This is a genomic window from Ornithinimicrobium sp. F0845 (assembly GCF_023015765.1).
Classification (GTDB): domain Bacteria; phylum Actinomycetota; class Actinomycetes; order Actinomycetales; family Dermatophilaceae; genus Ornithinicoccus.
On sequence record NZ_JALKAL010000001.1, the window covers coordinates 470,579 to 496,875 of the forward strand.

At 68.6% G+C, this 26,297-nt stretch carries 23 protein-coding genes; 19 read left to right on the forward strand and 4 right to left on the reverse strand.

The window, feature by feature from the left end:
* Nucleotides 1–362 precede the first annotated feature (362 nt).
* Nucleotides 363–1,373: a GTP pyrophosphokinase gene (locus MWU75_RS02125; protein ID WP_281496640.1), complete on the forward strand. Its 1,011-nt coding sequence runs from the start codon at nt 363–365 to the stop codon at nt 1,371–1,373.
* 22 nt (nt 1,374–1,395) lie between these two features.
* Here the strand turns inward: MWU75_RS02125 and MWU75_RS02130 are convergent, their stop codons facing one another.
* The 3 genes from MWU75_RS02130 to MWU75_RS02140 all read right to left on the reverse strand — a co-directional run bounded on the left by MWU75_RS02130 (nt 1,396) and on the right by MWU75_RS02140 (nt 3,974).
* Nucleotides 1,396–2,154, reverse strand: coding sequence for a caspase family protein (locus tag MWU75_RS02130; RefSeq protein ID WP_247087903.1), 759 nt, complete (start codon nt 2,152–2,154; stop codon nt 1,396–1,398).
* A 1-nt stretch (nt 2,155) separates the two neighbouring features.
* Nucleotides 2,156–3,124 (reverse strand): hypothetical protein, encoded by a 969-nt coding sequence (locus tag MWU75_RS02135; protein WP_247087904.1) that lies wholly within the window; start codon nt 3,122–3,124, stop codon nt 2,156–2,158.
* Between the two features lie 130 nt (nt 3,125–3,254).
* Nucleotides 3,255–3,974 carry a hypothetical protein gene (locus MWU75_RS02140; protein WP_247087905.1) on the reverse strand — a complete coding sequence of 240 codons (720 nt, stop codon included), beginning with the start codon at nt 3,972–3,974 and terminating at the stop codon, nt 3,255–3,257.
* Between the two features lie 88 nt (nt 3,975–4,062).
* Here MWU75_RS02140 and MWU75_RS02145 point away from each other — a divergent pair, with 88 nt between their 5' ends.
* The 11 genes from MWU75_RS02145 to tuf all read left to right on the forward strand — a co-directional run bounded on the left by MWU75_RS02145 (nt 4,063) and on the right by tuf (nt 20,792).
* Nucleotides 4,063–4,692 (forward strand): VOC family protein, encoded by a 630-nt coding sequence (locus MWU75_RS02145; protein ID WP_247087906.1) that lies wholly within the window; start codon nt 4,063–4,065, stop codon nt 4,690–4,692.
* Between the two features lie 43 nt (nt 4,693–4,735).
* A complete protein-coding gene (locus MWU75_RS02150; RefSeq protein WP_247087907.1) occupies nt 4,736–5,674 on the forward strand; it encodes a hypothetical protein in 939 nt (312 codons plus the stop codon).
* Nucleotides 5,675–5,937: 263 nt separating this feature from the next.
* Nucleotides 5,938–6,612 (forward strand): 50S ribosomal protein L10, encoded by a 675-nt coding sequence (rplJ, locus tag MWU75_RS02155; RefSeq protein WP_247087908.1) that lies wholly within the window; start codon nt 5,938–5,940, stop codon nt 6,610–6,612.
* Nucleotides 6,613–6,685: 73 nt separating this feature from the next.
* On the forward strand, nt 6,686–7,078 hold the full coding sequence (gene rplL, locus MWU75_RS02160; protein WP_247087909.1) for a 50S ribosomal protein L7/L12: 393 nt from the start codon (nt 6,686–6,688) through the stop codon (nt 7,076–7,078).
* Between the two features lie 838 nt (nt 7,079–7,916).
* Nucleotides 7,917–11,393: a DNA-directed RNA polymerase subunit beta gene (gene rpoB, locus MWU75_RS02165; RefSeq protein ID WP_247087910.1), complete on the forward strand. Its 3,477-nt coding sequence runs from the start codon at nt 7,917–7,919 to the stop codon at nt 11,391–11,393.
* A gap of 112 nt (nt 11,394–11,505) precedes the next feature.
* Nucleotides 11,506–15,411, forward strand: a complete 3,906-nt coding sequence (locus tag MWU75_RS02170) for a DNA-directed RNA polymerase subunit beta' (RefSeq protein WP_247087911.1) — start codon at nt 11,506–11,508, stop codon at nt 15,409–15,411.
* Between the two features lie 108 nt (nt 15,412–15,519).
* Entirely contained in the window at nt 15,520–16,170 is a 651-nt protein-coding gene (locus tag MWU75_RS02175; protein WP_247087912.1) for a GNAT family protein, read from the forward strand.
* A 313-nt stretch (nt 16,171–16,483) separates the two neighbouring features.
* The gene (gene rpsL / locus MWU75_RS02180; RefSeq protein WP_247087913.1) at nt 16,484–16,858 is read left to right on the forward strand and encodes a 30S ribosomal protein S12; all 375 of its coding nucleotides are present in this window, start codon (nt 16,484–16,486) and stop codon (nt 16,856–16,858) included.
* A complete protein-coding gene (rpsG, locus tag MWU75_RS02185) occupies nt 16,858–17,328 on the forward strand; it encodes a 30S ribosomal protein S7 (protein WP_247087914.1) in 471 nt (156 codons plus the stop codon). The genes rpsL and rpsG overlap by 1 nt, the downstream gene beginning before the upstream one ends.
* Before the next feature lie 57 nt (nt 17,329–17,385).
* Entirely contained in the window at nt 17,386–19,488 is a 2,103-nt protein-coding gene (gene fusA, locus MWU75_RS02190) for an elongation factor G (RefSeq protein WP_247087915.1), read from the forward strand.
* 107 nt (nt 19,489–19,595) lie between these two features.
* Nucleotides 19,596–20,792 (forward strand): elongation factor Tu, encoded by a 1,197-nt coding sequence (tuf, locus tag MWU75_RS02195; RefSeq protein ID WP_247087916.1) that lies wholly within the window; start codon nt 19,596–19,598, stop codon nt 20,790–20,792.
* 383 nt (nt 20,793–21,175) lie between these two features.
* On the opposite strand, the gene MWU75_RS02200 is transcribed toward tuf, so the two are convergent.
* Entirely contained in the window at nt 21,176–21,733 is a 558-nt protein-coding gene (locus tag MWU75_RS02200) for a DUF2599 domain-containing protein (protein WP_247087917.1), read from the reverse strand.
* A 108-nt stretch (nt 21,734–21,841) separates the two neighbouring features.
* On the opposite strand from MWU75_RS02200, the gene MWU75_RS02205 reads away from it, so the two are divergent.
* From MWU75_RS02205 to rpsS, 7 genes are all read left to right on the forward strand, one after another.
* Nucleotides 21,842–22,411: a YceI family protein gene (locus tag MWU75_RS02205; protein ID WP_247087918.1), complete on the forward strand. Its 570-nt coding sequence runs from the start codon at nt 21,842–21,844 to the stop codon at nt 22,409–22,411.
* 382 nt (nt 22,412–22,793) lie between these two features.
* Nucleotides 22,794–23,102, forward strand: coding sequence for a 30S ribosomal protein S10 (gene rpsJ, locus MWU75_RS02210; RefSeq protein ID WP_006946210.1), 309 nt, complete (start codon nt 22,794–22,796; stop codon nt 23,100–23,102).
* Nucleotides 23,103–23,112: 10 nt separating this feature from the next.
* Entirely contained in the window at nt 23,113–23,769 is a 657-nt protein-coding gene (rplC, locus tag MWU75_RS02215; RefSeq protein ID WP_247087919.1) for a 50S ribosomal protein L3, read from the forward strand.
* A 4-nt stretch (nt 23,770–23,773) separates the two neighbouring features.
* Nucleotides 23,774–24,793: a 50S ribosomal protein L4 gene (rplD, locus tag MWU75_RS02220; RefSeq protein WP_247087920.1), complete on the forward strand. Its 1,020-nt coding sequence runs from the start codon at nt 23,774–23,776 to the stop codon at nt 24,791–24,793.
* On the forward strand, nt 24,790–25,095 hold the full coding sequence (rplW, locus tag MWU75_RS02225; RefSeq protein WP_247087921.1) for a 50S ribosomal protein L23: 306 nt from the start codon (nt 24,790–24,792) through the stop codon (nt 25,093–25,095). Before rplD ends, rplW begins: the two co-directional genes overlap by 4 nt.
* Before the next feature lie 38 nt (nt 25,096–25,133).
* Nucleotides 25,134–25,970, forward strand: a complete 837-nt coding sequence (gene rplB, locus MWU75_RS02230) for a 50S ribosomal protein L2 (protein WP_247087922.1) — start codon at nt 25,134–25,136, stop codon at nt 25,968–25,970.
* A gap of 19 nt (nt 25,971–25,989) precedes the next feature.
* Nucleotides 25,990–26,271, forward strand: coding sequence for a 30S ribosomal protein S19 (gene rpsS / locus MWU75_RS02235; protein ID WP_247087923.1), 282 nt, complete (start codon nt 25,990–25,992; stop codon nt 26,269–26,271).
* Nucleotides 26,272–26,297 lie beyond the last annotated feature (26 nt).

A 26,297-nucleotide genomic window follows, 5' to 3' on the forward strand; every position in this document is an offset into this window, starting at 1 on the left:
GTTTGGTGGTGGGCCCCAGGTAGCGGGCCTCGTGAGGCGGGTGGGTGGTCCGCAGTGGCAGGCCTCGTGTGGTGCGCGGCGTGTTTCCGTCCGCGGGCGCTCTTCCTCCGCAGCTCGTCCGCCGCGCCGCGTGTTTCCGTCCGCGGCCGCTCTTCCTCCGCAGCTCGTCCGCCGCGCCGCGCGCGTCACAACGCTCCGAGCGCACGTGGTGTGTGGACTTTGTGCTGCTGTGTGGGAAAAAGTCCCCTAGGGGGGTCAAAAGCCACACGCAGGCACAAAGTCCACACGCGGGAGGCATTGGCTGGCCACGCGCCCGCGGCGACGACAGGGGGTGTCCCGACTCATCCGGCAGGATGGGGGACATGACGACAGTGGACCACCAGGAGGCCGACCGGGTGCGCGATGCGGTCCAGCAGTATGTCGAGCGCCAACCCGCGCTGGTCCGGGCCACGGAGGGGTTCATCGCGCTGGTCACCTCGGCGCTGGACGACGCGGGCATCAACTATCTGACGGTGACCGGCCGCACCAAGTCGGTGGAGAGCTTCGCCGGCAAGGCCGCCCGCAGGGTCGACGGCCGGCTGCAGTATCCCGACCCGCTCGAGCAGATCACCGACCAGATCGGGTTGCGGGTCATCACCTACGTCCGCGACGACGTCGCCGCCGTCGCCCAGCTGCTGGCGGGCGAGCTGACCGTGCTCGATGACCGCGACATGGGCCAGGAGACCGCTGACCAGGGACGCTGGGGCTATGCCAGCCGGCATCTCGTGGTGGCCGTCGACGCCAGCCGCACGCTGACCCCGGCGCAGGAGGCCCTGCGCACCTTCACGGCCTCGGTGCAGATCCGCACCGTGCTGCAGCACGCGTGGGCGGAGTTCGAGCACGACATCCGCTACAAGGGGACCATCCCGCAAGCCCACGCCCCCGATCTCAACCGACGCTTCACACTGGCGGCGGGGCTGCTGGAGCTGGCTGACCAGGAGTTCTCCGCCATCCGGGACCGGCTGCAGGCAGCCCTGCCCGAGCAGCCCCCCGAGGAGCCGGACGAGGACGACCCGCGGCTCAGCGCCCAGGAGCTCGCCAAGTTCCTGGCCGGGCAGTATCCCGATGCCGGCTGGTCGCGCACGGAGCACTACGCCTGGATCTCCGGGCTGCTGCTGGAGCTCGGCGTCACCTCGCTGGAGGAGCTCAGCCACGTGCTGGGCGGCGTGGACGGCGAGGCCATCACGGCACGGATGGGCTACCGCTACCCGCCCGCGGCGGTGCGCCGCCTCGACGACGCGCTCCTGGCCGTCTTCGGTCCGCAGTACGTGCAGCTCCACGGCAACAGCCATCGCGTGGACCAGCTGGCGGAGCGGCTGAAGAAGCTCGGATGAGGCCGGGTGTGCCGGCCCGGCCTCACCGCAGTGGCACGCTGTCCAACAGGGACCGGTCAGGGCCGATGTAGCGCAGCACCGGCACCTGGTTGGACATCCCACTGACGAGTCGGGCGGCCTCGTCGAACCACCTGAGGTATGTCGTGTGGTCACCCTCGAGGCCCTCCCAGGCCAGTTGCAGGGCATAGGACATCACGCCCCGATCGGTGCCACCGTGCGGCACCCGGACGGGATACGCGTCCTGTCCCTGGCGTGCGGCGGCCAGGCTCAGCCGGAACGGTCCCTCGCGGTTGACGAGGATGTGTCGCTCCGGCTGGGACTGCCCCGCGATAGCGATGCTGTCGGAGCTGCAGGTGTCGGCGAGGGCGACGACCCGAGCATGGGGCGGTAGGCCGGCCCAGATCGCCGCGAACTCGTCGTCGAGGACCGGGCCGTCCGTGGCCGCGAAGACCTCGTCCATCCCGTCCGGCTCGTCGTCGTCCTGGTCCGGGACCTGGAGTCCGTGGCCGACGAGGACCAGCAGGATGTCGGTGCACCCGCCCGCTCGAACCGCCTCCGCGGCGCGGCCTACTGCACGCAGGATCCCGGTCCGAGTGGTCCGCTCGGGGGAGTCGAGCACGGTGAGAACGACCCCGGCGGTGGCCTCGGCCAGGAGCCACTGCTCGTACCACGCGAGGTCCTCGAGCACCCCCGGAGCGGACGCGAAGCGATAGGACCGTCCATGCAGGGTGAACGGTGCAGGGTCGGGCACGCCCACCAGGACCGCCTGGAGGGGCCCCATCTCACCGACCCGTCTCGGTGGCGGTGTCCGGCTCGGCAGGGGTCTGCGTCGGGACGCCGGTCTCCTGCGAGGGTCCGGTCGGTGTCTCGGTGGCCTGGTCGGTGTCCGCGGTTCCCGAGCCCGCCCCGCTGACGAGAGTGGAGGCGAGCAGCAGCGAACCTCCCAGGATCAGTCCACCCACCACCAGGGTCGCCATCATGCCGCGCATCGACTGCATCGCCTTCAGCACCGGCTCGAGCGTGTCCTTGAGCAGGTCGGAGACAGTGCCGCGCACGCCGTCGACCCGGACCGCTGGAGCCTGGCCGGGGAGCCTGAGCCGCCCGCGCGTCTCCAGCGCCGCCAGATAGGCGCCGACGAGGAGCAGGATGATGCCAGTCGTCGCCCCGATGAGCACAACCCTGCTCACCATCCGCTCCGCGAAGGTGCCCATGACCTGCTGGTCGTCCGTCAGGGTGGCGGTGGTGTCCGGGACCGTCACCTCGGAGATCCAGATCAACTGAAACACCGCGACGGTCACGACGGCGATGACCAGCGCGATGAAGCCCCGCTTCGCGAACGCGCTGTCGTACTCGCCCACGGCGATCTCTGCGACGGACTCCGTCGCCTTGTCGGGAGCGGCGGCCTTGGCGCGCTCGCGGACCTCCAGGGTGTTGCTCTGCGCCGTCTCGGTGCCCACGGTCGCCGTCGCCTGATAGGTCGAGAAGACTTCGCCCTCCGCCGTGAGCGTGACGCGATGCTCGCCGTCCTCGACGACCACGGCGTCGTCCGGCGGTTGCCACGTCTCGCCGCCCCGGGTCCACTGCAGGTCCGCGAGCCCTGTGCCGTCCTCGTCCCCGGCCGGAGCAGCCGCGGCGAGCACCAGCGTGATCTGCGTGCCCGGCAGGACTTCAAGCAGGGCGCCGCCCTCCTCCGGCACGTCCTGGGGGCGCAGGTTGCCCGCCTCTGCCGTCAGTGTCAGCGCACCCGCCATGGCTACTCCCTCAGTCGCGCACCGCAGTTGGCTAACGCTAGCGCCCGCCGGACCCCGCGTCCAGAGTCGCTACCCGCATCGCCAACTGTCGGCATACTGGCAGGTCAGCGACGTGCCGCGCGAGGAGCGGTCAGCCGAGCAGCTCGCGGAGGTACTGCGGCAGCATCGCCCACCACGTCGGCCACTCGTGCTCGTACCCCGGGCCCCAGTCGTCGACCCGGTTGGGCACGCCCTTCTCGCCGAGCACCTTGGCCATCGCCCAGGACTCGTCGATGTTCTCCCAGGCACCGGTGCCCGAGGCCAGGATCACGAACCGTTGCCGGAGCAGGTCCAGGCTCGGCCCGTCGAGTCCCGGCAGGAAACGCCGGGGCGTGGCGAAGTAGAGGTCGTCGGTGACGCCGCCGACGAAGCGCTCCACGTCATACGTCCCGGACATGCCGATCGCGGCGCCGAACAGCTGGGGGAAGCGGCAGATCAGCGCCACCGAGTTGAACGCGCCGATCGAGGCGCCCGCGACGACGGCGAGCCGCTGGCCGCTGTCGGTGTGCATCGCCGGGACGATCTCGTGGGCGACGGCCCCGTGGAACTGGTTGAGCAACCAGGTGCGGTACTCCACAGTGCCCGTCGAGCGGGTCATCGCCCGGCCGGCCACGCTGTCGCAGGAGTAGACGGTGATCGCGCCGCTCTCGATCAGGTCGCCCAGCTTGGTGATCAGGTGGTGGCGCTCCACCTCCTCGGCGTCGCCGCCCGCCGTCGGCAGCACCAGGACCGGAGTCCCGGAGTGCCCCCAGCGGACCAGGGTGAACTCTTGCTCCATGCGCGGGGAGACCCACCGCTCGACAGCCTTCATGTCCTAGTGCTACTAGACCGCGCGGCTCCGCGCCACCGCGCCGCGCCCGGGCGTGTGCCCTAGGTTGGTCCCGACGGGAAGGAGTGCGATGCGAGCGCAGATCGATCACGTCATCCTCGCGGGTCCCGACCTCGCCGAGCTGGAGGAGTATGCCGAGGCGCAGCTCGGCGTGCGCGCGCAGCCGGGTGGGGCGCACCCGGGACTGGGCACGCGCAACGCACTGATCGGGCTGGGCGGCCAGTGCTACCTGGAGCTGGTGGCGCCCGACCCGGATCAGCCCGACCCTGCCGGGGGACGGCCGTTCCGGGTCGACGGGCTGAGCGGCCCGACCGTGACGGGCTGGGCGCTGCGCGTCACCGACATCGCCGAGTGGGTGGCGCAGGCGCGCGAGAGCGGGACCGACCCGGGTGACCCGCGGCCGATGAGCCGGGCGCGCCCGGACGGCACCGAGCTGGCCTGGCAGCTGACCCCGCCGGACACCGACCTGGACGGGACGGTCCCGTTCCTCATCGACTGGGGGAGCGCCCCGCACCCGAGCACGGGCCTGCCGGCCGTGAAGCTGGTGTCCATGCGCGCCCGCCACCCGGACGCTGCCCGGCTGAGGAGTGCGCTCGAGTCGCTCCGGGCGCCGCGCGGTCCGATCCAGGTCCGGGTGGGCGACCCGGTGCGTCTGTCGGTGGTGATCGCCACCGACGACGGCGAGATCACGCTGGGCTGAAACGCACTCGCGCTCCGCGGTTCGCGCTGCCTACGCTGGCGTGGTGGAGCTGGCTGCGGCACGTGTCCTCCTCGCCCTCGTGGTGCTGCTCCTCGGTGCGTGCGCGGGGACCGACGCGGAGGTCGTGGCGACAGGTGACGTCGTGCCGGTCGATGACGCCGTGCCCGTTGATGACGCCGTGTCGACCACGGGGGCGGTGCCGGTCGAAGGGCTGACGGCGACCCTCGACCAAGGCCGGATGGACGTGGTGGCGGGCCAGGTGCTGGTGCGGCTCACGAACGGGTCGGCCGCCGCGGTCACCGTCCAGGGCCTGAGCCTGGAGTCCACGGGCTTTGCGCAACCGATGACCTACGACCGGAGCGGCATCGTGGTCGAGCCCGGGCGGGCCGTCGACCTGCGCGTCGCGCTGAGCGAGGTCGTGTGCAGCGGTCTGCCGCTCGAGCACGAGGCGCACCTCGACCTCAAGTTCGGCGACGGCAGGGCCGGGGACGTCGTGCTCCCGGTCGTCGACGAGACCGGGCGGGTCGCCGACCTGCATGCGGCGGAGTGTTTCGCGGCCGAGGCGGGAGAGGTGGCCTCGCTGTCGATCGTCGGGGGGCCGCAGGAGCGCGACCTGGGCGGTGCCCCGGTCGCGGAGCTCACGGTCCGGGTGACGCCGCAGGGTGGGCCGGGCAGTCTCGAGCTCGTCCTGGTGCGCAACACCACCCTCCTGCAGCTCGTCGACCCGGGCACGGGGGAGCGTCAGCCCGACGGATACCCGGTCGGCGTGACGGTCTCGGGCAGCGACCGGGCCAGGGACGTCGTCCTCACCGTGGTGCCGGCCCGGTGCGACGCCCACGCGGTGGCCGAGGACAAGCAGGGCACGCGGTTCCGTTTCGACGTGGTGCTCGACGGCCGGGAGGACACGGTCGGGGTCGCCGCACCGGCCGAGGTCACGGTAGCGGTCTACGACTTCGTCCAGCGAGCGTGCGAGGAGTCGTAGCTCGGTCGGCGGCGGTCGGTCGGCGGCGCGGATTTGTCCGGCCGGGCGCAGGGCCGGTACAGTTGGCCCATACCCAATGACCGCCGGTTGTCGGCGTGCCCGCGAGGGCACTCGACCGAAGGTTCCGCACGATGCGGGCGACCTGCGCAGGTGAACTGAGCTGGACGGCATACTCATGCTGTCACTTCGAGCCCCGGTGCGCCTGCGCCGGGGCTCTTGTCGTCGGACCGGGAGGGTGCCGGCACCACGATGAAGGAGGCCCCATGGCGACTGCTGCGAAGGCTGCTGCCATTGCCGAGTTGACGGATCACTTCCGCAACTCGGGTGCGGCCGTGCTCACCGAGTACCGCGGTCTGACCGTGGCTCAGCTGACCGAGCTGCGCAACTCGATCCGTGAGCACGCGACCTATGCCGTGGTGAAGAACACGCTCACCAAGCTTGCTGCCACCGAGGCCGGAGTCACCGACCTCGAGGAGCACCTGCAGGGCCCCACCGCGATCGCCTTCGTCACCGGTGACCCGGTCGAGGCCGCCAAGGGCCTGCGTGACTTCGCCAAGGCCAACCCTGCCCTGGTGATCAAGGCCGGTGTGCTCGACGGCAAGCCGTTGAGCTCGGAGGAGATCACCAAGCTCGCCGACCTGGAGTCGCGCGAGGTCCTGCTGGCCAAGTTGGCCGGGGCGATGAACGCCTCGCTGACCAACGCCGTCTACCTGTTCGCCGCGCCGCTGTCCCAGACCGCGCGCGTGGTCGAGGCGCTGCGCGCCAAGGTGGAGCAGGAGGGCCCCCAGACTGGCGTCACGGCGGATGCCGACGCCCCGGCTGAGACCGCGGAGGCCGAGCCGGCCGCTGCGGAGGAGGCACCGGTCGAGAGCGCGGAGGCCACGGCCGCTGCGGAGGAGACCACCACCGACGTCGCCGAGGGTGGCGACGACAGCTGAGACCAGCCCCCGGGCTGATTGACGCAATCACTACACACCGCCACTCACGGCACCACTAGGAAGGAACGCCACCATGGCGAAGCTGAGCACCGAGGAGCTCCTGGAGAGCTTCAAGGAGATGACCCTGATCGAGCTCTCCGAGTTCGTGAAGCAGTTCGAGGAGACCTTCAACGTCACCGCTGCGGCCCCCGTTGCCGTTGCCGGTGCTGCGCCGGCCGCTGGCGGCGGCGACGCCGCTGCTGCCGCCGAGGAGCAGAGCGAGTTCGACGTCGTTCTCGAGGCTGCTGGTGACAAGAAGATCCAGGTCATCAAGGAGGTCCGTTCGCTGACCTCCCTGGGCCTGAAGGAGGCCAAGGACCTCGTCGATGGCGCTCCCAAGCCGATCCTGGAGAAGGTCGACAAGGACGCCGCCGAGAAGGCCAAGGAGGCCCTCGAGGGCGCTGGCGCCACCGTCACCCTCAAGTGACACCAGCCGGGTCGATGACCCGGTGACTGCCTGACGGACCGGGCGGGACGACCACTGGTCGTCCCGCCCGTTCTGTTCTCTCCGGTGACCGGGGCGCGCGGGGTGGTGCCTGCGGGGGGTCACGGGGGCGCGCGGGGTGGTGCCTGCGGGGGGTCACCGGCGCGCGCGGGGTGGTGCTGTGGGGGGTCACCGGGCGCGCGGGGTGGTGCTGTGGGGGTCACCGGGCGCGCGGGGTGGTGCCTGCGGGGGGTCACCGGGGCGCGCGGGGTGGTGCTGTGGGGGTCACCGGGGCGCGCGGGGTGGTGCCTGCGGGGGGTCACCGGCGCGCGCGGGGTGGTGCTGTGGGGGTCACCGGGCGCGTGGGGTTGGCGCTCAGCGGAAAAGGTCATGCGGATCTGGTCGCATGCGCCACTTATTGCGTGACCAAAAGTGCAGGTCCATCGGGCGCGCCGCCCAGATCGTCCCCGCGGACGCGGTACTGCGCGCGTGATTGTAGTGGAGGGACGATCTCGCAACACCGTGCGCTCGGTGGTTGGGGGAAGGCCAAGGGTGGGGGAAGGGCCAATTTGGCTGGACACGCCGGTGGTGGGCTTGACGGATCGGCCTCCGCGGGGGCATCCTCTTGGCGATCGTCACGCACCGGCGTGGCCACCGCGAGGGGGCGGTTGGCTCGAGCCGGCCTTTCGTGTATGCTATCTCTTTGCGCTGCCCTGTCCCGTGCCGCACCCACCAACCGAGGTTCCAGAACCGCACTGTTGCGTCTGGTCCAACGTCAGTGTGGTCGTGGGTCCGTGCAGCTGACCCGCTGATCATGTAAGGCCTGTGGAAGGACCCATCCTTGGCTGCCTCGCGCACTGCGAAGACGACTGTGTCCACCGCTCGGACGGCCTCTGGCCGCCTGAGCTTCGCCAAGATCCGGGAGCCGCTGGAGGTCCCCGATCTGTTGGCGCTTCAGACGGAGAGTTTCGACTGGTTGCTCGGAAACGAGGACTGGCAGGCTCGCGTCGCCGAGAGCGGCAAGGACGAAGTGCCCGACCGTTCCGGCCTCGAGGAGATCTTCGAGGAGATCTCGCCCATCGAGGACTTCTCCGGCTCCATGTCCCTCTCGTTCCGGGACCACCGCTTCGAGGAGCAGAAGTACTCCATCGAGGAGTGCAAGGAGCGGGACATGACCTACTCCGCCCCGCTGTTCGTCACCGCGGAGTTCATCAACAACACCACCGGTGAGATCAAGAGCCAGACGGTCTTCATGGGTGACTTCCCGCTGATGACCGACCGGGGCACGTTCATCATCAACGGCACCGAGCGTGTCGTCGTGTCCCAGCTGGTCCGCAGCCCGGGTGTCTACTTCGAGCGCTCGCTCGACAAGACCGCCGACAAGGACATCTTCTCCACCAAGATCATCCCGAGCCGGGGTGCGTGGCTGGAGTTCGAGATCGACAAGCGCGACATGGTCGGCGTCCGCGTCGACCGCAAGCGCAAGCAGTCGGTGACGGTGCTGCTCAAGGCCCTGGGTTGGACCGACGCGCAGATCCGCGAGGAGTTCGGCGCCTACGAGTCCATGATCGCCACCCTGGACAAGGACCACACGGTCGACCAGGACGACGCGCTGCTGGACATCTACCGCAAGCTGCGTCCGGGCGAGCCGCCGACCAAGGAGGCCGCCCAGACCCTGCTGGACAACCTCTACTTCAACCCCAAGCGCTACGACCTGGCCAAGGTCGGTCGCTACAAGATCAACAAGAAGCTCGGTGTCGAGGCCCCGCTGAGCGAGTCGGTCCTGGGCATCGACGACATCGTCGCCACCATCAAGTACCTCGTCGCGCTGCACGCCGGCGAGGAGACGATGGAGGTCGTCCGCAACGGGCAGGCCGAGGAGCTGCGCGTCGAGGTCGACGACATCGACCACTTCGGCAACCGGCGCCTGCGTTCGGTCGGCGAGCTGATCCAGAACCAGGTCCGCACGGGCCTGTCCCGGATGGAGCGCGTCGTCCGTGAGCGGATGACCACCCAGGACGTCGAGGCCATCACGCCGCAGACCCTGATCAACATCCGGCCGGTCGTCGCCTCCATCAAGGAGTTCTTCGGCACCAGCCAGCTGTCGCAGTTCATGGACCAGAACAACCCGCTGTCGGGTCTGACCCACAAGCGCCGCCTGTCGGCACTGGGCCCCGGTGGTCTGTCCCGTGACCGCGCCGGCATGGAGGTCCGCGACGTCCACCCGTCGCACTACGGCCGCATGTGCCCGATCGAGACCCCTGAGGGTCCGAACATCGGTCTGATCGGGTCGTTGGCCTCCTACGGCCGGATCAACCCGTTCGGTTTCGTGGAGACCCCCTACCGCAAGGTCGCGAACGGTCGGGTCACCGACGACGTCGACTACCTGTCCGCGGACGAGGAGGACCACTTCGTCATCGCTCAGGCCAACGCCGAGCTCAACGACGACGGCACCTTCGCCGAGGAGCGGATCCTGGTCCGCACCAAGGGTGGGGAGGCCACCGACGTCCCGGCCAGCGACGTGGACTACATGGATGTCTCCGCGCGCCAGATGGTGTCCGCGGCCACCGCGATGATCCCGTTCCTGGAGCACGACGACGCCAACCGTGCCCTGATGGGCGCCAACATGCAGCGTCAGGCCGTGCCGCTGGTCCAGGCCGAGGCGCCGCTGGTCGGCACCGGCATGGAGCACCGTGCCGCGCTCGACTCCGGTGACGTCGTGCGCGCCACCAAGGCGGGCGTGGTCCAGGAGGTCTCGGCCGACCTGGTCTCCGTCGCCCACGACGACGGCACCTACCACTCCTACAAGGTCGCCAAGTTCACCCGCTCCAACCAGGGCAACTGCTACAACCAGGTGGTCCGGGTCAACGAGGGTGACCGCGTCGAGGCGGGCGACCTCCTCGCCGACGGTCCCGCGACCGACGGCGGCGAGATGGCGCTCGGGCGCAACCTGCTCGTGGCGTTCATGCCGTGGGAGGGTCACAACTACGAGGACGCGATCATCCTGTCCCAGCGTCTGGTGCAGGACGACGTGCTCTCCTCGATCCACATCGAGGAGCACGAGATCGACGCCCGCGACACCAAGCTGGGTCCGGAGGAGATCACCCGGGACATCCCGAACGTCTCCGACGAGGTCCTGGCCGACCTGGACGAGCGCGGCATCATCCGCATCGGTGCCGAGGTCCGCGACGGCGACCTGCTGGTCGGCAAAGTCACGCCCAAGGGTGAGACCGAGCTGACCCCGGAGGAGCGCCTGCTGCGCGCCATCTTCGGCGAGAAGGCCCGTGAGGTCCGCGACACCTCCATGAAGGTCCCGCACGGCGAGACCGGCACGGTCATCGGCGTCAAGGTCTTCGACCGCGAGGAGGGCGACGAGCTGCCCCCCGGTGTCAACCAGCTGGTCCGCGTCTACGTCGCGAACAAGCGCAAGATCACCGACGGTGACAAGCTCGCCGGCCGCCACGGCAACAAGGGCGTCATCTCCAAGATCCTGCCCGTGGAGGACATGCCCTTCCTCGAGGACGGCACGCCGGTCGACGTCGTGCTCAACCCGCTGGGTGTGCCCGGCCGGATGAACGTCGGACAGATCCTGGAGCTGCACCTCGGCTGGGCCGCGGCGCAGGGCTGGGAGATCGCCGAGGGCGCCGAGTGGGCCGCGGGCATCCCCGCGGACGCCCGCTCCGCCGAGCCGCGCACCCGCGTGGCGAGCCCGGTGTTCGACGGTGCGACCGAGCACGAGATCGCCGGCCTGCTGGAGTCGACCCGTCCGTCGGCCTCCGGCGAGCGTCTCATCGGCGAGTCCGGCAAGGCCCGGCTGTTCGACGGCCGCTCCGGCGAGCCCTACCCGCAGCCGGTGTCCGTGGGCTACATGTACATCCTGAAGCTGCACCACCTCGTGGACGACAAGATCCACGCGCGCAGCACCGGGCCGTACTCGATGATCACGCAGCAGCCGCTGGGTGGTAAGGCGCAGTTCGGTGGACAGCGCTTCGGCGAGATGGAGGTCTGGGCCCTGGAGGCCTACGGCGCCGCCTACGCCCTGCAGGAGCTGCTCACCATCAAGTCCGACGACGTCACCGGCCGCGTGAAGGTCTACGAGTCGATCGTCAAGGGCGACAACGTCCCGGAGCCGGGCATCCCCGAGTCCTTCAAGGTGCTCATCAAGGAGATGCAGTCGCTCTGCCTGAACGTCGAGGTCCTGTCCTCCGACGGCACGCAGATCGACCTGCGCGAGTCCGACCAGGAGGTCTTCCGCGCGGCGGAGGAGCTCGGGATCGACCTCTCGCGCCGGGAGCCGAGCTCCGTCGAGGAAGTCTAGGTCGTATGCCGTGGGGCCGGCCGGGTGCACACCCGCCGGCCCCGCGGACCCGGCCACACGTCATACCCAAGTCTTTAACGCTTTTCCACGAGATCACGAGAGAAGGATCCACGTGCTCGACGTCAACTTCTTCGACGAGTTGCGCATCGGCCTGGCTACCGCGGAGGACATCCGCCGGTGGAGCCACGGCGAGGTCAAGAAGCCCGAGACCATCAACTACCGAACCCTGAAGCCGGAGAAGGACGGACTCTTCTGCGAGAAGATCTTCGGCCCCACCCGCGACTGGGAGTGCTACTGCGGCAAGTACAAGCGCGTCCGGTTCAAGGGCATCATCTGCGAGCGCTGCGGCGTCGAGGTGACCCGCGCCGGCGTGCGCCGTGAGCGGATGGGCCACATCGAGCTGGCGGCTCCGGTGACCCACATCTGGTACTTCAAGGGTGTCCCGAGCCGGCTCGGCTACCTGCTGGACCTGGCCCCGAAGGACCTGGAGAAGGTCATCTACTTCGCGGCCTACATGATCACGTCCGTCGATGAGGACGGCCGCCACCAGGCGCTGCCCTCCCTGGAGGCCGAGATCGACTCCGAGCGCAAGGCGCTGGAGAACCGTCGCGACGCAGATGTCAACACCCGCGCCGTCAAGCTCGAGGCCGACCTGGCCGAGCTGGAGGCCGAGGGGGCCAAGGCCGACGCGCGCCGCAAGGTGCGCGACGGTGCCGAGCGCGAGATGAACCAGATCCGCCGTCGTGCGGACCAGCAGATCGAGCGCCTCGAGCAGGTCTGGGACCGGTTCAAGAACCTCAAGGTCCAGGACCTCGAGGGCGACGAGATCCTCTACCGCGAGATGCGCGACCGCTTCGGCATGTACTTCGAGGGCGGCATGGGAGCTGCGGCGCTGCAGAAGCGCCTGCAGAACTTCGACCTGGAGGCCGAGGTCGAGCTGCTGCGTGAGGTCATCGCCACCGGCAAGGGCCAGAAGAAGACCCGCGCCATCAAGCGTCTGAAGGTCGTCACCTCGTTCCTGACCACGGCGAACAACCCCGACGGCATGGTCCTGGACTGCGTCCCGGTCATCCCGCCGGACCTGCGCCCCATGGTGCAGCTGGACGGTGGCCGCTTCGCGACCTCCGACCTGAACGACCTCTACCGTCGCGTGATCAACCGCAACAACCGGCTCAAGCGACTGCTCGACCTGGGTGCTCCGGAGATCATCGTCAACAACGAGAAGCGGATGCTGCAGGAGGCCGTCGACAGCCTGTTCGACAACGGTCGCCGCGGTCGCGCCGTCACCGGCCCGGGCAACCGGCCGCTGAAGTCGCTGTCCGACATGCTCAAGGGCAAGCAGGGCCGCTTCCGGCAGAACCTGCTCGGCAAGCGCGTCGACTACTCCGGCCGTTCGGTCATCGTCGTCGGCCCGCAGCTGAAGCTGCACCAGTGCGGTCTGCCCAAGCAGATGGCCCTGGAGCTGTTCAAGCCGTTCGTGATGAAGCGCCTGGTCGACCTCGACCACGCGCAGAACATCAAGTCCGCCAAGCGGATGGTCGAGCGTGGCCGCTCCGTGGTGTGGGACGTGCTCGAGGAGGTCATCACCGACCACCCCGTGCTGTTGAACCGCGCACCCACGCTGCACCGCCTCGGCATCCAGGCCTTCGAGCCGCAGTTGGTCGAGGGCAAGGCCATCCAGATCCACCCGCTTGTCTGCACCGCCTTCAACGCGGACTTCGACGGTGACCAGATGGCCGTGCACCTGCCGCTGTCCGCGGAGGCGCAGGCCGAGGCCCGGATCCTGATGCTCTCGAGCAACAACATCCTCAAGCCGGCCGACGGTCGCCCGGTGACCATGCCCACGCAGGACATGATCATCGGTCTGTTCCACCTCACCTCCGCGTCCTTCGAGGCCCCGGAGCTCACCGAGGACGGCGCCCCCGTGCGGTCCTTCACCTCGGTGTCCGAGGCGCAGATGGCCTTCGACGCCGGCGAGATCGAGATCGGCACGCTGATCCGGCTGCGGGTGCGCAACACCGCCGCCCCGCTGGGTCACGAGCTGCCCGAGGGCGCCGAGGTCGACGACGAGGGCATTGCCTCGGAGTTCGTCGTGGACACCACGCTGGGCCGCGCCGTCTTCAACGACGCGCTGCCGCCGAACTACCCGTTCGTCAACGACGTGGTCGACAAGAAGCGTCTCTCGGCGATCGTCAACGACCTGGCCGAGCGCTACACCAAGGTGCAGGTCGCGGCGTCCCTGGACTCGCTGAAGGACACCGGCTTCTACTGGGCGACCCGCTCGGGCACCACCGTGGCCATCTCCGACGTGATGACCCCGGTGCGCAAGACCGAGATCCTGGATGTCTACGACACCAAGGCGGCCAAGGTCCAGACGCAGTACGAGCGCGGTCTGATCACCGACGACGAGCGCCGTCAGGAGCTCATCGAGATCTGGACCCAGGCGACCAACGAGGTGGCCAAGGAGCTCGAGACCACCATGCCCAAGGACAACACCATCTACCGGATGGTGACCTCGGGTGCTCGTGGTAACTGGTTCCAGCTGCGTCAGATCGCCGGCATGCGCGGCCTGATGGCCAACCCCAAGGGTGAGATCATCCCGCGCCCGATCAAGTCCAACTTCCGTGAGGGTCTGTCGGTGCTGGAGTTCTTCATCTCCACGCACGGTGCCCGCAAGGGCCTGGCCGACACCGCGCTGCGGACCGCCGACTCGGGTTACCTGACCCGTCGTCTGGTGGACGTCAGCCAGGACGTGATCATCCGCGAGGAGGACTGTGGCACCGACCGCGGCTTCCTGATGCCGATCGCCGTGGAGACCCCCAGCGGGGACCTGCGCGAGCACGACGACGTGGAGACCGCCGTCTACGCCCGCACCCTGGCCCAGGACGTCGTCCACGAGGGCGAGACCCTGGCCGAGGCCGGCATCGACCTGGGCGACGTCGTCATCGACGCGCTCGTCGCGGCCGGTGTCAAGGAGGTCAAGGTCCGCTCGGTGCTCACCTGTGAGTCCCTGGTCGGCACCTGCGCCAAGTGCTACGGCCGCTCGCTGGCCACCGGCAAGCTGGTCGACATCGGTGAGGCCGTCGGCATCATCGCGGCCCAATCCATCGGTGAGCCCGGCACCCAGCTGACGATGCGCACCTTCCACACCGGTGGTGTGGCCGGTGACGACATCACCCAGGGTCTGCCGCGTGTCGTCGAGCTGTTCGAGGCCCGCACGCCGAAGGCGGTCGCCCCGATCGCCGAGGCCACCGGTCGCGTCCAGGTCGAGGACACCGACAAGTCCCGCCGGATCCTGCTGGTCCCGGACGACGGCTCGGACGAGCACGCCTACCCGGTCAGCAAGCGTCAGCGCCTGCTGGTCGCCGACGGCGAGCACGTCGAGGTCGGCCGTCAGCTGGTCCAGGGTGCGATCGACCCGAAGCAGGTCCTGCGCATCCTCGGCCCGCGTGCTGCCCAGCAGCACCTGGTCGACGAGGTGCAGGCGGTCTACCGCCAGCAGGGCGTGTCGATCCACGACAAGCACATCGAGGTCATCGTGCGGCAGATGCTGCGCCGGATCACGATCATCGAGGCCGGCGACGCCAACCTGCTCCCGGGTGAGCTGGTCGAGCGTGGCCGCTTCGAGACCGAGAACCGTCGCGTCGTGTCCGAGTCCGGCAAGCCGGCCTCGGGTCGTCCGGAGTTGATGGGCATCACGAAGGCCTCGCTGGCCACCGACTCGTGGCTGTCCGCGGCCTCCTTCCAGGAGACCACCCGGGTCCTCACGGAGGCGGCCATGCAGGCCAAGTCCGACCCGCTGCTGGGCCTGAAGGAGAACGTCATCCTCGGCAAGCTGATCCCGGCCGGCACCGGTCTGCCGCGCTACCGCAACCTCACCGTGGAGCCCACGGAGGAGGCCAAGGCAGCCGCCTACGCCGTGCCGGACTACGACCAGTTCGAGTACCCCGCCTTCGGGCCGGGCTCCGGCGAGGCCGTCCGCCTGGACGACCTGTCGGTGGGCGACGACCGCTACTGATCCGCTGATCCACCGCCGAGGGGCGAGTATGCCGTACGGAACCGTGCGTCATACTCGCCCCTCGGTCGTTGGTCCCGGCTGGTCGGCCTCGTGGCAGACTCACCTGCCGTGAGCAGCGCAGAGCGGTCCGAGGGCGTCGACCGAGCCGTCCAGGGTGCCGTCGCCGCGGTGCGGGCGGCGCTGCCCCTGACCACCGCTCGTTGCACGCTGCGGGAGGTGGGTGCGGGCGACGCCCGTGCGCTCCACGCCTATCGCAGCGACCCGCAGGTGATCCGCTTCCTGGGTCACCCGCCGCTCGACGTCGACGGGGTGGGGGAGCTGCTGACACGGTGGCGGAACGACCCCACCGGCGTGAGCGTGGTGGCCGAGCTGCACGGACCGGAGTCGGCGCTGCCCGGCGACACCACCACGCGGCTCGTCGGGGACGTCCGGGTGCGGTTCCGCACCGCATCGGCGATGGCGCCGGCGACCACGGACGCGGTCGAGGCGGCTGTCGGCTATGCCTTCCACCCGGAGTTCCACGGCCAGGGGCTGGCGACCGAGTGTGTCCGGGCCGTGCTCAGGGCCGTCCTCGGTGCCGGCGCCCGCCGCGTCACGGCCCGAGTCTTCGCGCCCGCGACGCCCTCCTCACGGCTCCTGGCCAGGCTCGGCTTCTCCCGCGACGGAGTGGACCGCGCGGCCGTCCTGGCCCCGGATGGGGCACACTGGTGGGACGACGAGCTCTGGAGCCTGCTGCCGGAGGACGGGAGTATGCCGTAGGTCACGGGCGTGGGCGCCCGCCTGAATTTGGTGCATACCACGCACGCCGGTAGTCTTGAGGCTTGTGTGCGTAGGCCTCGCCTGCGCGCGTGTCGCCGGGCTAGGTCCTGGTGGCAGCCACCTCTCGCCGGGCAGCCCCGCTTGAGTCCACCCATCACCATCTCGCATGGCGGTGCCGTGGCCTCTGGGGGAAGTGCAGGGGAGAGCACCGGTCCGACACACCCGAGCTCGGGGGCGGCGGGCCGGCACACCAAGGAGCGTGAACCGTCAGTGATGACGGCCAGCGCAGACAACATCGACTGACGGAGAATCAGTGCCCACAATCAACCAGCTCGTCCGCAAGGGGCGCCAGGACAAGGTCAAGAAGACCAACAGTCCCGCCCTCAAGGGCAACCCGCAGCGCCGCGGCGTCTGCACCCGTGTCTACACCACCACCCCCAAGAAGCCGAACTCCGCCCTGCGCAAGGTCGCTCGCGTGAAGCTGACCAGCGGCGTCGAGGTCACGGCCTACATCCCGGGCGTGGGTCACAACCTGCAGGAGCACTCGATCGTGCTCGTCCGTGGTGGCCGCGTGAAGGACCTCCCCGGTGTTCGCTACAAGATCGTCCGCGGCTCGCTCGACACCCAGGGTGTCAAGGGCCGCAACCAGGCTCGTTCCCGGTACGGCGCGAAGAAGGAGAAGAAGTAATGCCTCGTAAGGGCCCCGCTCCCAAGCGTCCGCTGATCTCCGACCCCGTCTACGGGTCGACCCTGGTCACCCAGCTTGTCAACAAGATCCTCGTGGACGGCAAGAAGTCCGTCGCCGAGACCATCGTCTACGGGGCGATGGAGGGTGTCCGCGCCAAGACCGGCACCGACCCGGTGGCCACGCTCAAGCGTGCCCTGGACAACGTCCGTCCCGCGCTGGAGGTCAAGAGCCGCCGCGTCGGTGGTGCGACCTACCAGGTGCCGATCGAGGTCAAGCCCGGCCGGTCCACCACGCTGGCCCTGCGCTGGCTCGTCGGCTACGCGCGGCAGCGTCGTGAGAAGACGATGACCGAGCGTCTGATGAACGAGATCCTGGACGCCAGCAACGGTCTGGGTGCCGCGGTGAAGCGCCGTGAGGACACGCACAAGATGGCCGAGGCCAACAAGGCCTTCGCCCACTACCGCTGGTGACGCTGGTCTGACGACCGCGACCACCCGACATACGCAACGAGCTAGAGAAGAGAGACTGTGGCACTCGACGTTCTGACGGACCTGACGATGGTCCGCAACATCGGCATCATGGCGCACATCGATGCCGGCAAGACGACGACCACCGAGCGGATCCTGTTCTACACCGGCGTCAAGCACAAGATGGGCGAGACCCACGACGGTGCCTCGACGACCGACTGGATGGAGCAGGAGAAGGAGCGGGGGATCACCATCACCTCCGCCGCGGTGACCAGTTACTGGAAGGGTCACCAGATCAACCTGATCGACACTCCCGGTCACGTTGACTTCACCGTCGAGGTCGAGCGCAACCTGCGCGTGCTCGACGGGGCCGTGGCGGTCTTCGACGGCAAGGAGGGTGTCGAGCCCCAGTCCGAGACCGTGTGGCGCCAGGCCGACAAGTACGGCGTCCCGCGCATGTGCTTCATCAACAAGATGGACAAGATGGGCGCGGACTTCTACTTCTCGGTGCAGACCATGGTGGACCGCCTCGGCGCGACGCCGTTGGTCATGCAGCTGCCGATCGGTGCCGAGTCCGACTTCGAGGGCGTCATCGACCTGGTCCGGATGAAGGCCCTGGTCTGGCGCGGCGAGACCGCACTGGGTGAGGACTACGAGGTCGAGGACATCCCGGCCGCGCTGCAGGACAAGGCGCAGGAGTACCGCGAGCTGCTGGTCGAGAAGGTCGCCGAGGCCGACGAGGAGCTGCTCGAGAAGTACCTGGGTGGCGAGGAGCTGACCGAGGACGAAATCAAGGCCGGTGTGCGCAAGCTGACCCTGGCCAGCGAGGTGAACCCCGTCTTCTGCGGCACCGCGTTCAAGAACAAGGGCGTGCAGCCCCTGCTCGACGCGGTCATCGACTACCTGCCGAGCCCGATGGACGTCCCGCCGACCGAGGGCCACAAGCCCGGCGACGAGGAGACCGTCATCTACCGCAAGCCGGCCTCCTCGGAGCCGTTCGCTGCGCTGGCCTTCAAGATCGCCACGCACCCGTTCTTCGGGACGCTGACCTACATCCGGGTCTACTCCGGTGAGATCAGCGGTGGCCAGCAGGTCATGAACGCCACCAAGGGCAAGAAGGAGCGGCTGGGCAAGCTGTTCCAGATGCACGCCAACAAGGAGAACCCGGTCGATAAGGCCTCCGCGGGTCACATCTACGCCGTCATCGGACTCAAGGACACCACGACCGGTGACACCCTGAGCGACATGAACGAGCAGATCATCCTGGAGTCGATGACCTTCCCGGAGCCGGTCATCCATGTGGCGATCGAGCCCAAGACCAAGGGTGACCAGGAGAAGCTCGGCACCGCGATCCAGAAGCTGGCGCAGGAGGACCCCACCTTCACCGTGCGTCTGGACGAGGAGACCGGCCAGACCGTCATCGGCGGCATGGGCGAGCTCCACCTCGACATCCTGGTCGACCGCATGAAGCGGGAGTTCAAGGTCGAGGCCAACGTCGGTGCGCCCCAGGTGGCCTACCGCGAGACCATCCGTCGCTCCGTGGAGAAGTACGACTACACCCACAAGAAGCAGACCGGTGGTTCCGGCCAGTTCGCGAAGGTGCAGCTCACCTTCGAGCCGCTGGACACGACCGAGGGCGAGCTCTACACCTTCGAGAACTCGGTCACCGGTGGGCGCATCCCGCGGGAGTACATCCCCAGCGTCGACCAGGGCATTCAGGAGGCCATGCAGCTCGGCGTCCTCGCCGGCTACCCGCTCGTCGGGATCAAGGCGACCCTGCTCGACGGTGCCTACCACGACGTCGACTCCTCGGAGATGGCGTTCAAGATCGCCGGCTCCATGGTGCTCAAGGAGGCCGTCCGTCGGGCGGACCCGGTCCTGCTCGAGCCCGTGATGGCCGTCGAGGTCCGCACCCCCGAGGACTACATGGGTGACGTGATCGGCGACCTGAACTCCCGACGTGGCCAGATCCAGGCCATGGAGGACATCAGTGGCGCCAAGGTTGTCAAGGCAGTGGTCCCGCTGTCCGAGATGTTCGGGTACGTTGGTGATCTTCGGTCCAAGACCCAGGGCCGTGCTAACTACACGATGCAGTTCGACTCCTACGCAGAGGTTCCCCGGAACGTCGCGGAGGAGATCATCAAGAAAATCCGTGGTGAGTGAGCAGTAGACTCCCCACCGGAGTTTCGACCACCACAACTTGCAAGATGTCGCCACCACGACAAAGGAAACAGTGGCGATGACACATCCGAGTCCTGAGGAGGACCCAAGTGGCTAAGGCCAAGTTCGAGCGGACCAAGCCGCACGTCAACATCGGCACCATCGGGCACATCGACCACGGCAAGACGACGCTGACGGCTGCCATCTCCAAGGTCCTGCATGACAAGTACCCGGACCTCAACGAGGCGTCCGCCTTCGACACGATCGACAAGGCGCCCGAGGAGAAGCAGCGCGGCATCACGATCTCGATCTCGCACATCGAGTACCAGACGGAGAAGCGTCACTACGCTCACGTCGACTGCCCGGGTCACGCTGACTACGTCAAGAACATGATCACCGGTGCGGCCCAGATGGACGGCGCGATCCTGGTCGTGGCGGCCACCGACGGCCCGATGCCGCAGACCAAGGAGCACGTCCTCCTGGCCCGCCAGGTCGGCGTTCCCTACATCGTCGTGGCGCTCAACAAGTCCGACATGGTCGACGACGAGGAGATCATGGAGCTCGTCGAGATGGAGGTCCGCGAGCTGCTGTCCTCCTACGAGTTCCCGGGCGACGACCTGCCGGTCGTGCAGGTCTCCGCGCTGAAGGCGCTGGAGGGTGACGCCGAGTGGGGCGACAAGCTCATGGAGCTCATGAACGCGGTCGACGAGTCGATCCCGGAGCCGGAGCGCGACGTCGACAAGCCCTTCCTGATGCCGGTTGAGGACGTCTTCACGATCACCGGTCGTGGCACCGTCGTCACCGGTCGTATCGAGCGCGGCATCCTCAACGTCAACGAGGAGATCGAGATCGTCGGTATCCACGAGGGCCCGCCCGCCAAGACCACCGTCACCGGCATCGAGATGTTCCGCAAGCTGCTCGACGAGGGCCGTGCGGGTGAGAACGTCGGCCTGCTGCTGCGTGGCACCAAGCGCGAGGAGGTCGAGCGCGGTCAGGTCATCTGCAAGCCGGGTTCGATCACCCCGCACACCGAGTTCGAGGGCAACGTCTACATCCTGTCCAAGGACGAGGGTGGCCGTCACACGCCGTTCTACGACAACTACCGTCCGCAGTTCTACTTCCGGACCACGGACGTCACCGGTGTCGTGCACCTGCCTGAGGGCACCGAGATGGTCATGCCCGGCGACAACACCGAGATGCGCGTCGAGCTGATCCAGCCGATCGCCATGGAGGACGGCCTGAAGTTCGCCATCCGCGAGGGTGGTCGCACTGTCGGCGCCGGCCGGGTCACCAAGATCATCAAGTGACCCTGACGCACTGAGCTCCACAGAGGGCCCGCAACCTGTCACAGGTTGCGGGCCCTTCTGCGTCCCCCCAATTTTCGTAGTGGTTTTGTTGGCCGTGCCCGCATTTTCGTAGTGGTTTTGTCGTTCCTACCCGCACCCTTGTGGTGCTGTTGCCCCAGACCACTGTCCGAGGGAACTCCGCCCACCAGGCAGATCCCCGGTCAACGTCCTCTGTCTCCCGAACCGGTCGCCGCGTCTCGTGCGCGCCAAGTGCAGCGGCTCTTGACGCCAGGGCCGTGCTCCGCGTCAAGAGTCGGTGCAGTCGCGGCGCGGAGGGGCGGGTGGATGCGGCCATCGCCTACAAAACCCCTGCAAAAAGGCGTGGAGCGGCAGCAAAACCTCCCTCAAAATTGGGGGAGGTCGGGGTCCGCGCCTCCGGGGTTGCAGCGGCTCTGGACCAGCTCCGGGGTGTCCACCACCGGCCGCCAGGGCTCCAGGTGCCAGACGTCCTTCGTGGGGGCGAACAGGATGTGACAGGTCAGCTGGTCGGCCATGCCCGGGGTCTGTGCGTCCGGCTCCAGGGCGACCACCTCGGCCCAGGCGGTGTCGTCGACCCCCGCGAGGCCGCAGCGCCGCAGCAGGGCGCTGGGCGTGACCTCGAGCGACGGCCGGCCGTCGACGTCGATCCAGACCACCCCGTCGATCAGGGTGCTGCCGCTGGTGCAGGGGGCCGGTGTCCCGCTGGTGGTCGCAGCGTCGTCGCCGGGGAGTGCGGTCCTCGTGCTCGTCCCGGCCTCGTCGGGAGCCGTTGACTCCATCGGGGCGAGGTCGTCCTCGTGACCGGAGGTCGGTGCCGCACCCACCGGACCGTTGGCGGCGGGGGAGGAACAGGCGGCGGTGAGTGCCGTCATACTGCCGATGAGGAGGATCGCGACCCTGGTCGGGACGGGGTTGGGTGGCACCTGATCGACCCTATGCCCGGCGGGGCAATTCGCAGCACCGGGGAGGATCGGGGTAGCGTCGGGGGGCGGCGCCTGCCGAGGCGCCGGATGACCGAGTGAAGGAGAGCTATGGCGGAGCTAGATGGCTCGATGAGTGGTGAGTGGCGTTTTGACCCCGAGCACACCCGGGTGGGCTTCTCGGCCAAGCACGCGATGATCACCACGGTGCGAGGGGCCTTCAACGACGTCGAGGGCATCATCCAGCTCGACACAGACAACCTCAGCAACTCCACAGTGACGGTCCGGCTGCAGGCGGCCAGCGTCGACACGCGCAACGAGAAGCGCGATGCGCACCTGCGTAGCCCGGACTTCTTCGACATCGAGACCTACCCCGAGATCGTCTTCACGAGCACCACGATCGACGAGGTGGAGGAGAACAACTTCATGGTGGTCGGGGACCTGACCATCCGCGACACCACCAAGCAGGTCGCGATCCCGATCGTGCTGCTGGGCGTGAGCCGTGACCCGATGGGCAACCTCCGCGCCGGCTTCGAGGCCACGCGTCGGCTCAACCGGCGTGACTACGGCCTGGAGTGGAACCTGCCCCTGGACACCGGCGGCGTGCTGGTCTCCGAGAAGGTCACGCTCGAGTTCGAGATCTCGGCCATCAAGACCGAGGGCGAGGCCCAGGAGGGCTGAACGACCGGGCGCCGCGTGCTGCACAGCACCCCGTGGCGTCCGCAACATCGTGGGACCCCAGCCCAATGCGGGCCGGGGTCCCACGTCTCGATTTGGGCTGTGCCGCCCAGACGTGGCACACTAGACAGGTTGCTTGACGCACGGTGCTGACCCATGTCGGTCCCGTCAGCCACCCAGCACGCTCGAAGTGCGCCCCAATGTCGGGGTGTGAGGGCGGGCGGAGGCAGCTCAAGCCCCGGTCAGGCCGGGCTCCGAACACTCATCACCAGCAGACTTCGGTCTTCTGGTGCCTGGCGGCAGGGCGACACGCCCGACCGCGGGGGTCGGAGGTCACCTGAGCGGCCGAAAGCCAGTAGTACGACGAGAGAGAGTCAGACAAGCGATGGCGGGACAGAAGATCCGCATCCGGCTGAAGTCCTATGACCACGAGGTCATCGACAGCTCGGCGCGCAAGATTGTCGACACGGTCACCCGTGCCGGCGCGACCGTGGTGGGCCCGGTGCCGTTGCCGACGGAGAAGAACGTGTTCTGCGTCATCCGGTCGCCCCACAAGTACAAGGACAGCCGCGAGCACTTTGAGATGCGTACGCACAAGCGTCTGATCGACATCGTCGACCCGACGCCGAAGGCCGTCGACTCGCTCATGCGACTCGACCTGCCGGCTGACGTCAACATCGAGATCAAGCTGTAAGGGCACCACCATGACTGCTACTACCGAACGCGCCGTCAAGGGCGTCCTCGGCGAGAAGCTCGGCATGACCCAGGTCTGGGACGCCGACAACCGCCTGGTGCCCGTGACCGTGATCAAGGCCGGCCCGTGCGTCGTCACCCAGGTGCGCAACGCCGAGTCCGACGGCTACAACGCGATCCAGATCGCCTTCGGTGCGATCGACCCGCGCAAGGTCAACCAGCCCACCAAGGGCCACTTCGAGAAGGCCGGGGTCACCCCGCGCCGCTACGTCGCCGAGCTGCGCACGAGCGACGCCGCCGACTACGAGGTCGGCCAGGAGTTCACCGTCGAGACGTTCGAGAGCGGCCAGACCGTGGACGTCACCGGCAAGACCAAGGGCAAGGGTTTCGCCGGCGTCATGAAGCGGCACGGGTTCGCCGGTGTCAGCTCCTCGCACGGTGCGCACCGCAACCACCGCAAGCCCGGTTCCATCGGCGGGGCGTCGACCCCGGGTCGCGTCTTCCGCGGCCAGCGCATGGCCGGCCGCATGGGTGGCGAGCGCCAGACCACCCAGAACCTCACCATCCACGCCGTGGACGCCGACAAGGGCCTGCTGCTCATCAAGGGTGCCGTTCCGGGCCCGCGCGGCAGCGTCGTCCTCGTCCGCACCGCAGCCAAGGGGGCCTGACGCGATGACGACCATCACCATCACCAAGCCGACCGGCGGCGACGCCGGCACCGTGGAGCTGCCCGCCGAGATCTTCGACGTGCAGACCAACGTGCCGCTGATCCACCAGGTCGTCGTGGCCCAGCTGGCCGCGGCCCGCCAGGGCACCCACGCCACCAAGACCCGCGGCGAGGTCCGCGGCGGTGGCCGCAAGCCCTACCGCCAGAAGGGCACCGGCCGCGCCCGCCAGGGCTCGACCCGCGCGCCGCAGTTCGCCGGCGGTGGCGTCGTGCACGGCCCGCAGCCGCGTGACTACAGCCAGCGGACCCCGAAGAAGATGAAGGCCGCCGCCCTGCGCGGTGCCCTCTCCGACCGGGCCCGCCACGGCCGGATCCACTGCCTCACCGCGGTCGTCGAGGGGGACACCCCCTCCACCAAGACCGCCTGGGCGGCGCTGAGCGGCCTCACCGAGCGCCCGAACGTGCTCGTGGTCGTGGACCGCGCCGACGAGATCGGTCTGAAGAGCCTGCGCAACCTCGCCGAGGTGCACGTCCTGTTCGTCGACCAGCTCAACACGTATGACGTGCTGTGCGCTGACGATGTCGTGTTCACCCAGGCGGCGCTCACCTCCTTCATCGAGGGCCGCAAGGTCGCCGGTGCCGCCGAGGTCGAGGTCGCGGAGGAGGCTCCGGTCGCCGAGGCCGCCGAGGTCGAGGTCGCGGAGGAGGCTCCGGTGGCAGAGGCCGCCGAGGTCGAGGCTGACGACGCCGAGGTCGCGACGCTGGTCGACGGTGGCTTCGGCTCCGACTCGGCCGCCCCGACCGAGGACGGCGCGGCCCCCGAGGGCTTCACCGTCAAGGGCAACAAGGACTCGATGAAGTACCACGTCGAGGGCTCCCGCTGGTACGACCAGACGGAGGCCGAGGTGTGGTTCCGCACCGCCGAGGCTGCAGAGGCCGCTGGCTTCGAGCCGGCGGGCGGCGCTGCCGCCCAGTCCGCCGACACCGGCCTCGCGCTGGGCACCGATGAGGAGGGCACCAAGTGAGCACCGCACTCGAGGCCAACAAGGACCCGCGCGAGATCCTGATCTCCCCGGTCGTCTCGGAGAAGGCCTACACGCTGCTGGACCAGGGCAAGTACACCTTCGTGGTGGACCCCCGGGCCAACAAGTCCGAGATCAAGCGGGCCGTGGAGTCGATCTTCGACGTCAAGGTCGAGTCGGTCCACACGCTGAACCGCGTGGGCAAGACCCGCCGCACCCGGTTCGGCCTGGGCAAGCGCAAGGACACCAAGCGGGCGATCGTCACGCTTCGCGAAGGCACCATCGACATCTTCGGCACGCTCTGAGCCGGTAGTCGAGACGAGAACCGAGGATTTCTTAAACCATGGCTATTCGTAAGTACAAGCCGACAACGCCGGGCCGTCGCGGCTCCAGCGTCGCCGACTTCGTCGAGGTGACTCGCTCCACGCCGGAGAAGTCACTGGTCCGTCCGCTGACCAAGTCCGGTGGACGCAACAACTCCGGCCGCATCACCACCCGCCACATCGGTGGTGGCCACAAGCGTGCCTACCGCGTGATCGACTTCCGTCGCCACGACAAGGACGGCGTGCCCGCCAAGGTGGCGCACATCGAGTACGACCCGAACCGCACCGCGCGTATCGCGCTGCTGCACTACGCGGACGGCGAGAAGCGCTACATCATCGCGCCGAACAAGCTCCGCCAGGGCGACGCGATCGAGCAGGGGCCCTCGGCCGACATCAAGCCGGGCAACAACCTGCCGCTGCGCAACATCCCGGTCGGTACCGTCATCCACGCCATCGAGCTCAAGCCGGGTGGCGGCGCGAAGATCGCCCGCTCCGCCGGCACCCGCGTGCAGCTCGTCGCCAAGGACGGCCCCTACGCCCAGCTGCGTATGCCGTCCGGTGAGATCCGCAACGTGGACGCCCGCTGCCGCGCCACCGTCGGCGAGGTCGGCAACGCCGAGCAGAGCAACATCAACTGGGGCAAGGCCGGCCGCATGCGGTGGAAGGGCAAGCGCCCCTCCGTCCGTGGTGTCGTGATGAACCCCGTCGACCACCCGCACGGTGGTGGAGAGGGCAAGACCTCCGGTGGTCGTCACCCGGTCAGCCCGTGGGGTCAGCCTGAGGGCCGCACCCGTCGTCCGAACAAGCCCAGCGACAAGCTCATCGTTCGTCGCCGCCGCACCGGCAAGAAGCGCTGAGTAGGGAGCAAGCGAACACATGCCTCGTAGTCTGAAGAAGGGCCCCTTCGTTGACGACCACCTCGTCAAGAAGGTCGAAGCCCAGAACGAAGTCGGCACCAAGAACGTCATCAAGACCTGGTCCCGCCGGTCGATGATCACCCCCGACATGCTCGGCCACACCCTGGCCGTGCACGACGGCCGCAAGCACATCCCGGTCTTCGTGACCGAGTCGATGGTCGGCCACAAGTTGGGTGAGTTCGCTCCGACCCGGACCTTCAAGGGTCACGAGAAGGACGACAAGAAGGGTCGCCGTCGATGACCAACCACACCACTGAGGAAACCACC

What these genes read in the sequence shown, in the direction of transcription:
- rpsG (WP_247087914.1), top strand. Translation starts at nt 16,858, where the DNA reads ATGCCTCGTAAGGGCCCCGCTCCCAAGCGTCCGCTGATCTCCGACCCC.
- MWU75_RS02135 (WP_247087904.1), bottom strand. Translation starts at nt 3,124, where the DNA reads ATGGCGGGTGCGCTGACACTGACGGCAGAGGCGGGCAACCTGCGCCCC.
- rpsJ (WP_006946210.1), top strand. Translation starts at nt 22,794, where the DNA reads ATGGCGGGACAGAAGATCCGCATCCGGCTGAAGTCCTATGACCACGAG.
- rplL (WP_247087909.1), top strand. Translation starts at nt 6,686, where the DNA reads ATGGCGAAGCTGAGCACCGAGGAGCTCCTGGAGAGCTTCAAGGAGATG.
- rpsS (WP_247087923.1), top strand. Translation starts at nt 25,990, where the DNA reads ATGCCTCGTAGTCTGAAGAAGGGCCCCTTCGTTGACGACCACCTCGTC.
- rplJ (WP_247087908.1), top strand. Translation starts at nt 5,938, where the DNA reads ATGGCGACTGCTGCGAAGGCTGCTGCCATTGCCGAGTTGACGGATCAC.
- rplC (WP_247087919.1), top strand. Translation starts at nt 23,113, where the DNA reads ATGACTGCTACTACCGAACGCGCCGTCAAGGGCGTCCTCGGCGAGAAG.
- MWU75_RS02140 (WP_247087905.1), bottom strand. Translation starts at nt 3,974, where the DNA reads ATGAAGGCTGTCGAGCGGTGGGTCTCCCCGCGCATGGAGCAAGAGTTC.
- MWU75_RS02145 (WP_247087906.1), top strand. Translation starts at nt 4,063, where the DNA reads ATGCGAGCGCAGATCGATCACGTCATCCTCGCGGGTCCCGACCTCGCC.
- MWU75_RS02125 (WP_281496640.1), top strand. Translation starts at nt 363, where the DNA reads ATGACGACAGTGGACCACCAGGAGGCCGACCGGGTGCGCGATGCGGTC.
- MWU75_RS02205 (WP_247087918.1), top strand. Translation starts at nt 21,842, where the DNA reads ATGGCGGAGCTAGATGGCTCGATGAGTGGTGAGTGGCGTTTTGACCCC.
- MWU75_RS02130 (WP_247087903.1), bottom strand. Translation starts at nt 2,154, where the DNA reads ATGGGGCCCCTCCAGGCGGTCCTGGTGGGCGTGCCCGACCCTGCACCG.
- rplB (WP_247087922.1), top strand. Translation starts at nt 25,134, where the DNA reads ATGGCTATTCGTAAGTACAAGCCGACAACGCCGGGCCGTCGCGGCTCC.
- rplD (WP_247087920.1), top strand. Translation starts at nt 23,774, where the DNA reads ATGACGACCATCACCATCACCAAGCCGACCGGCGGCGACGCCGGCACC.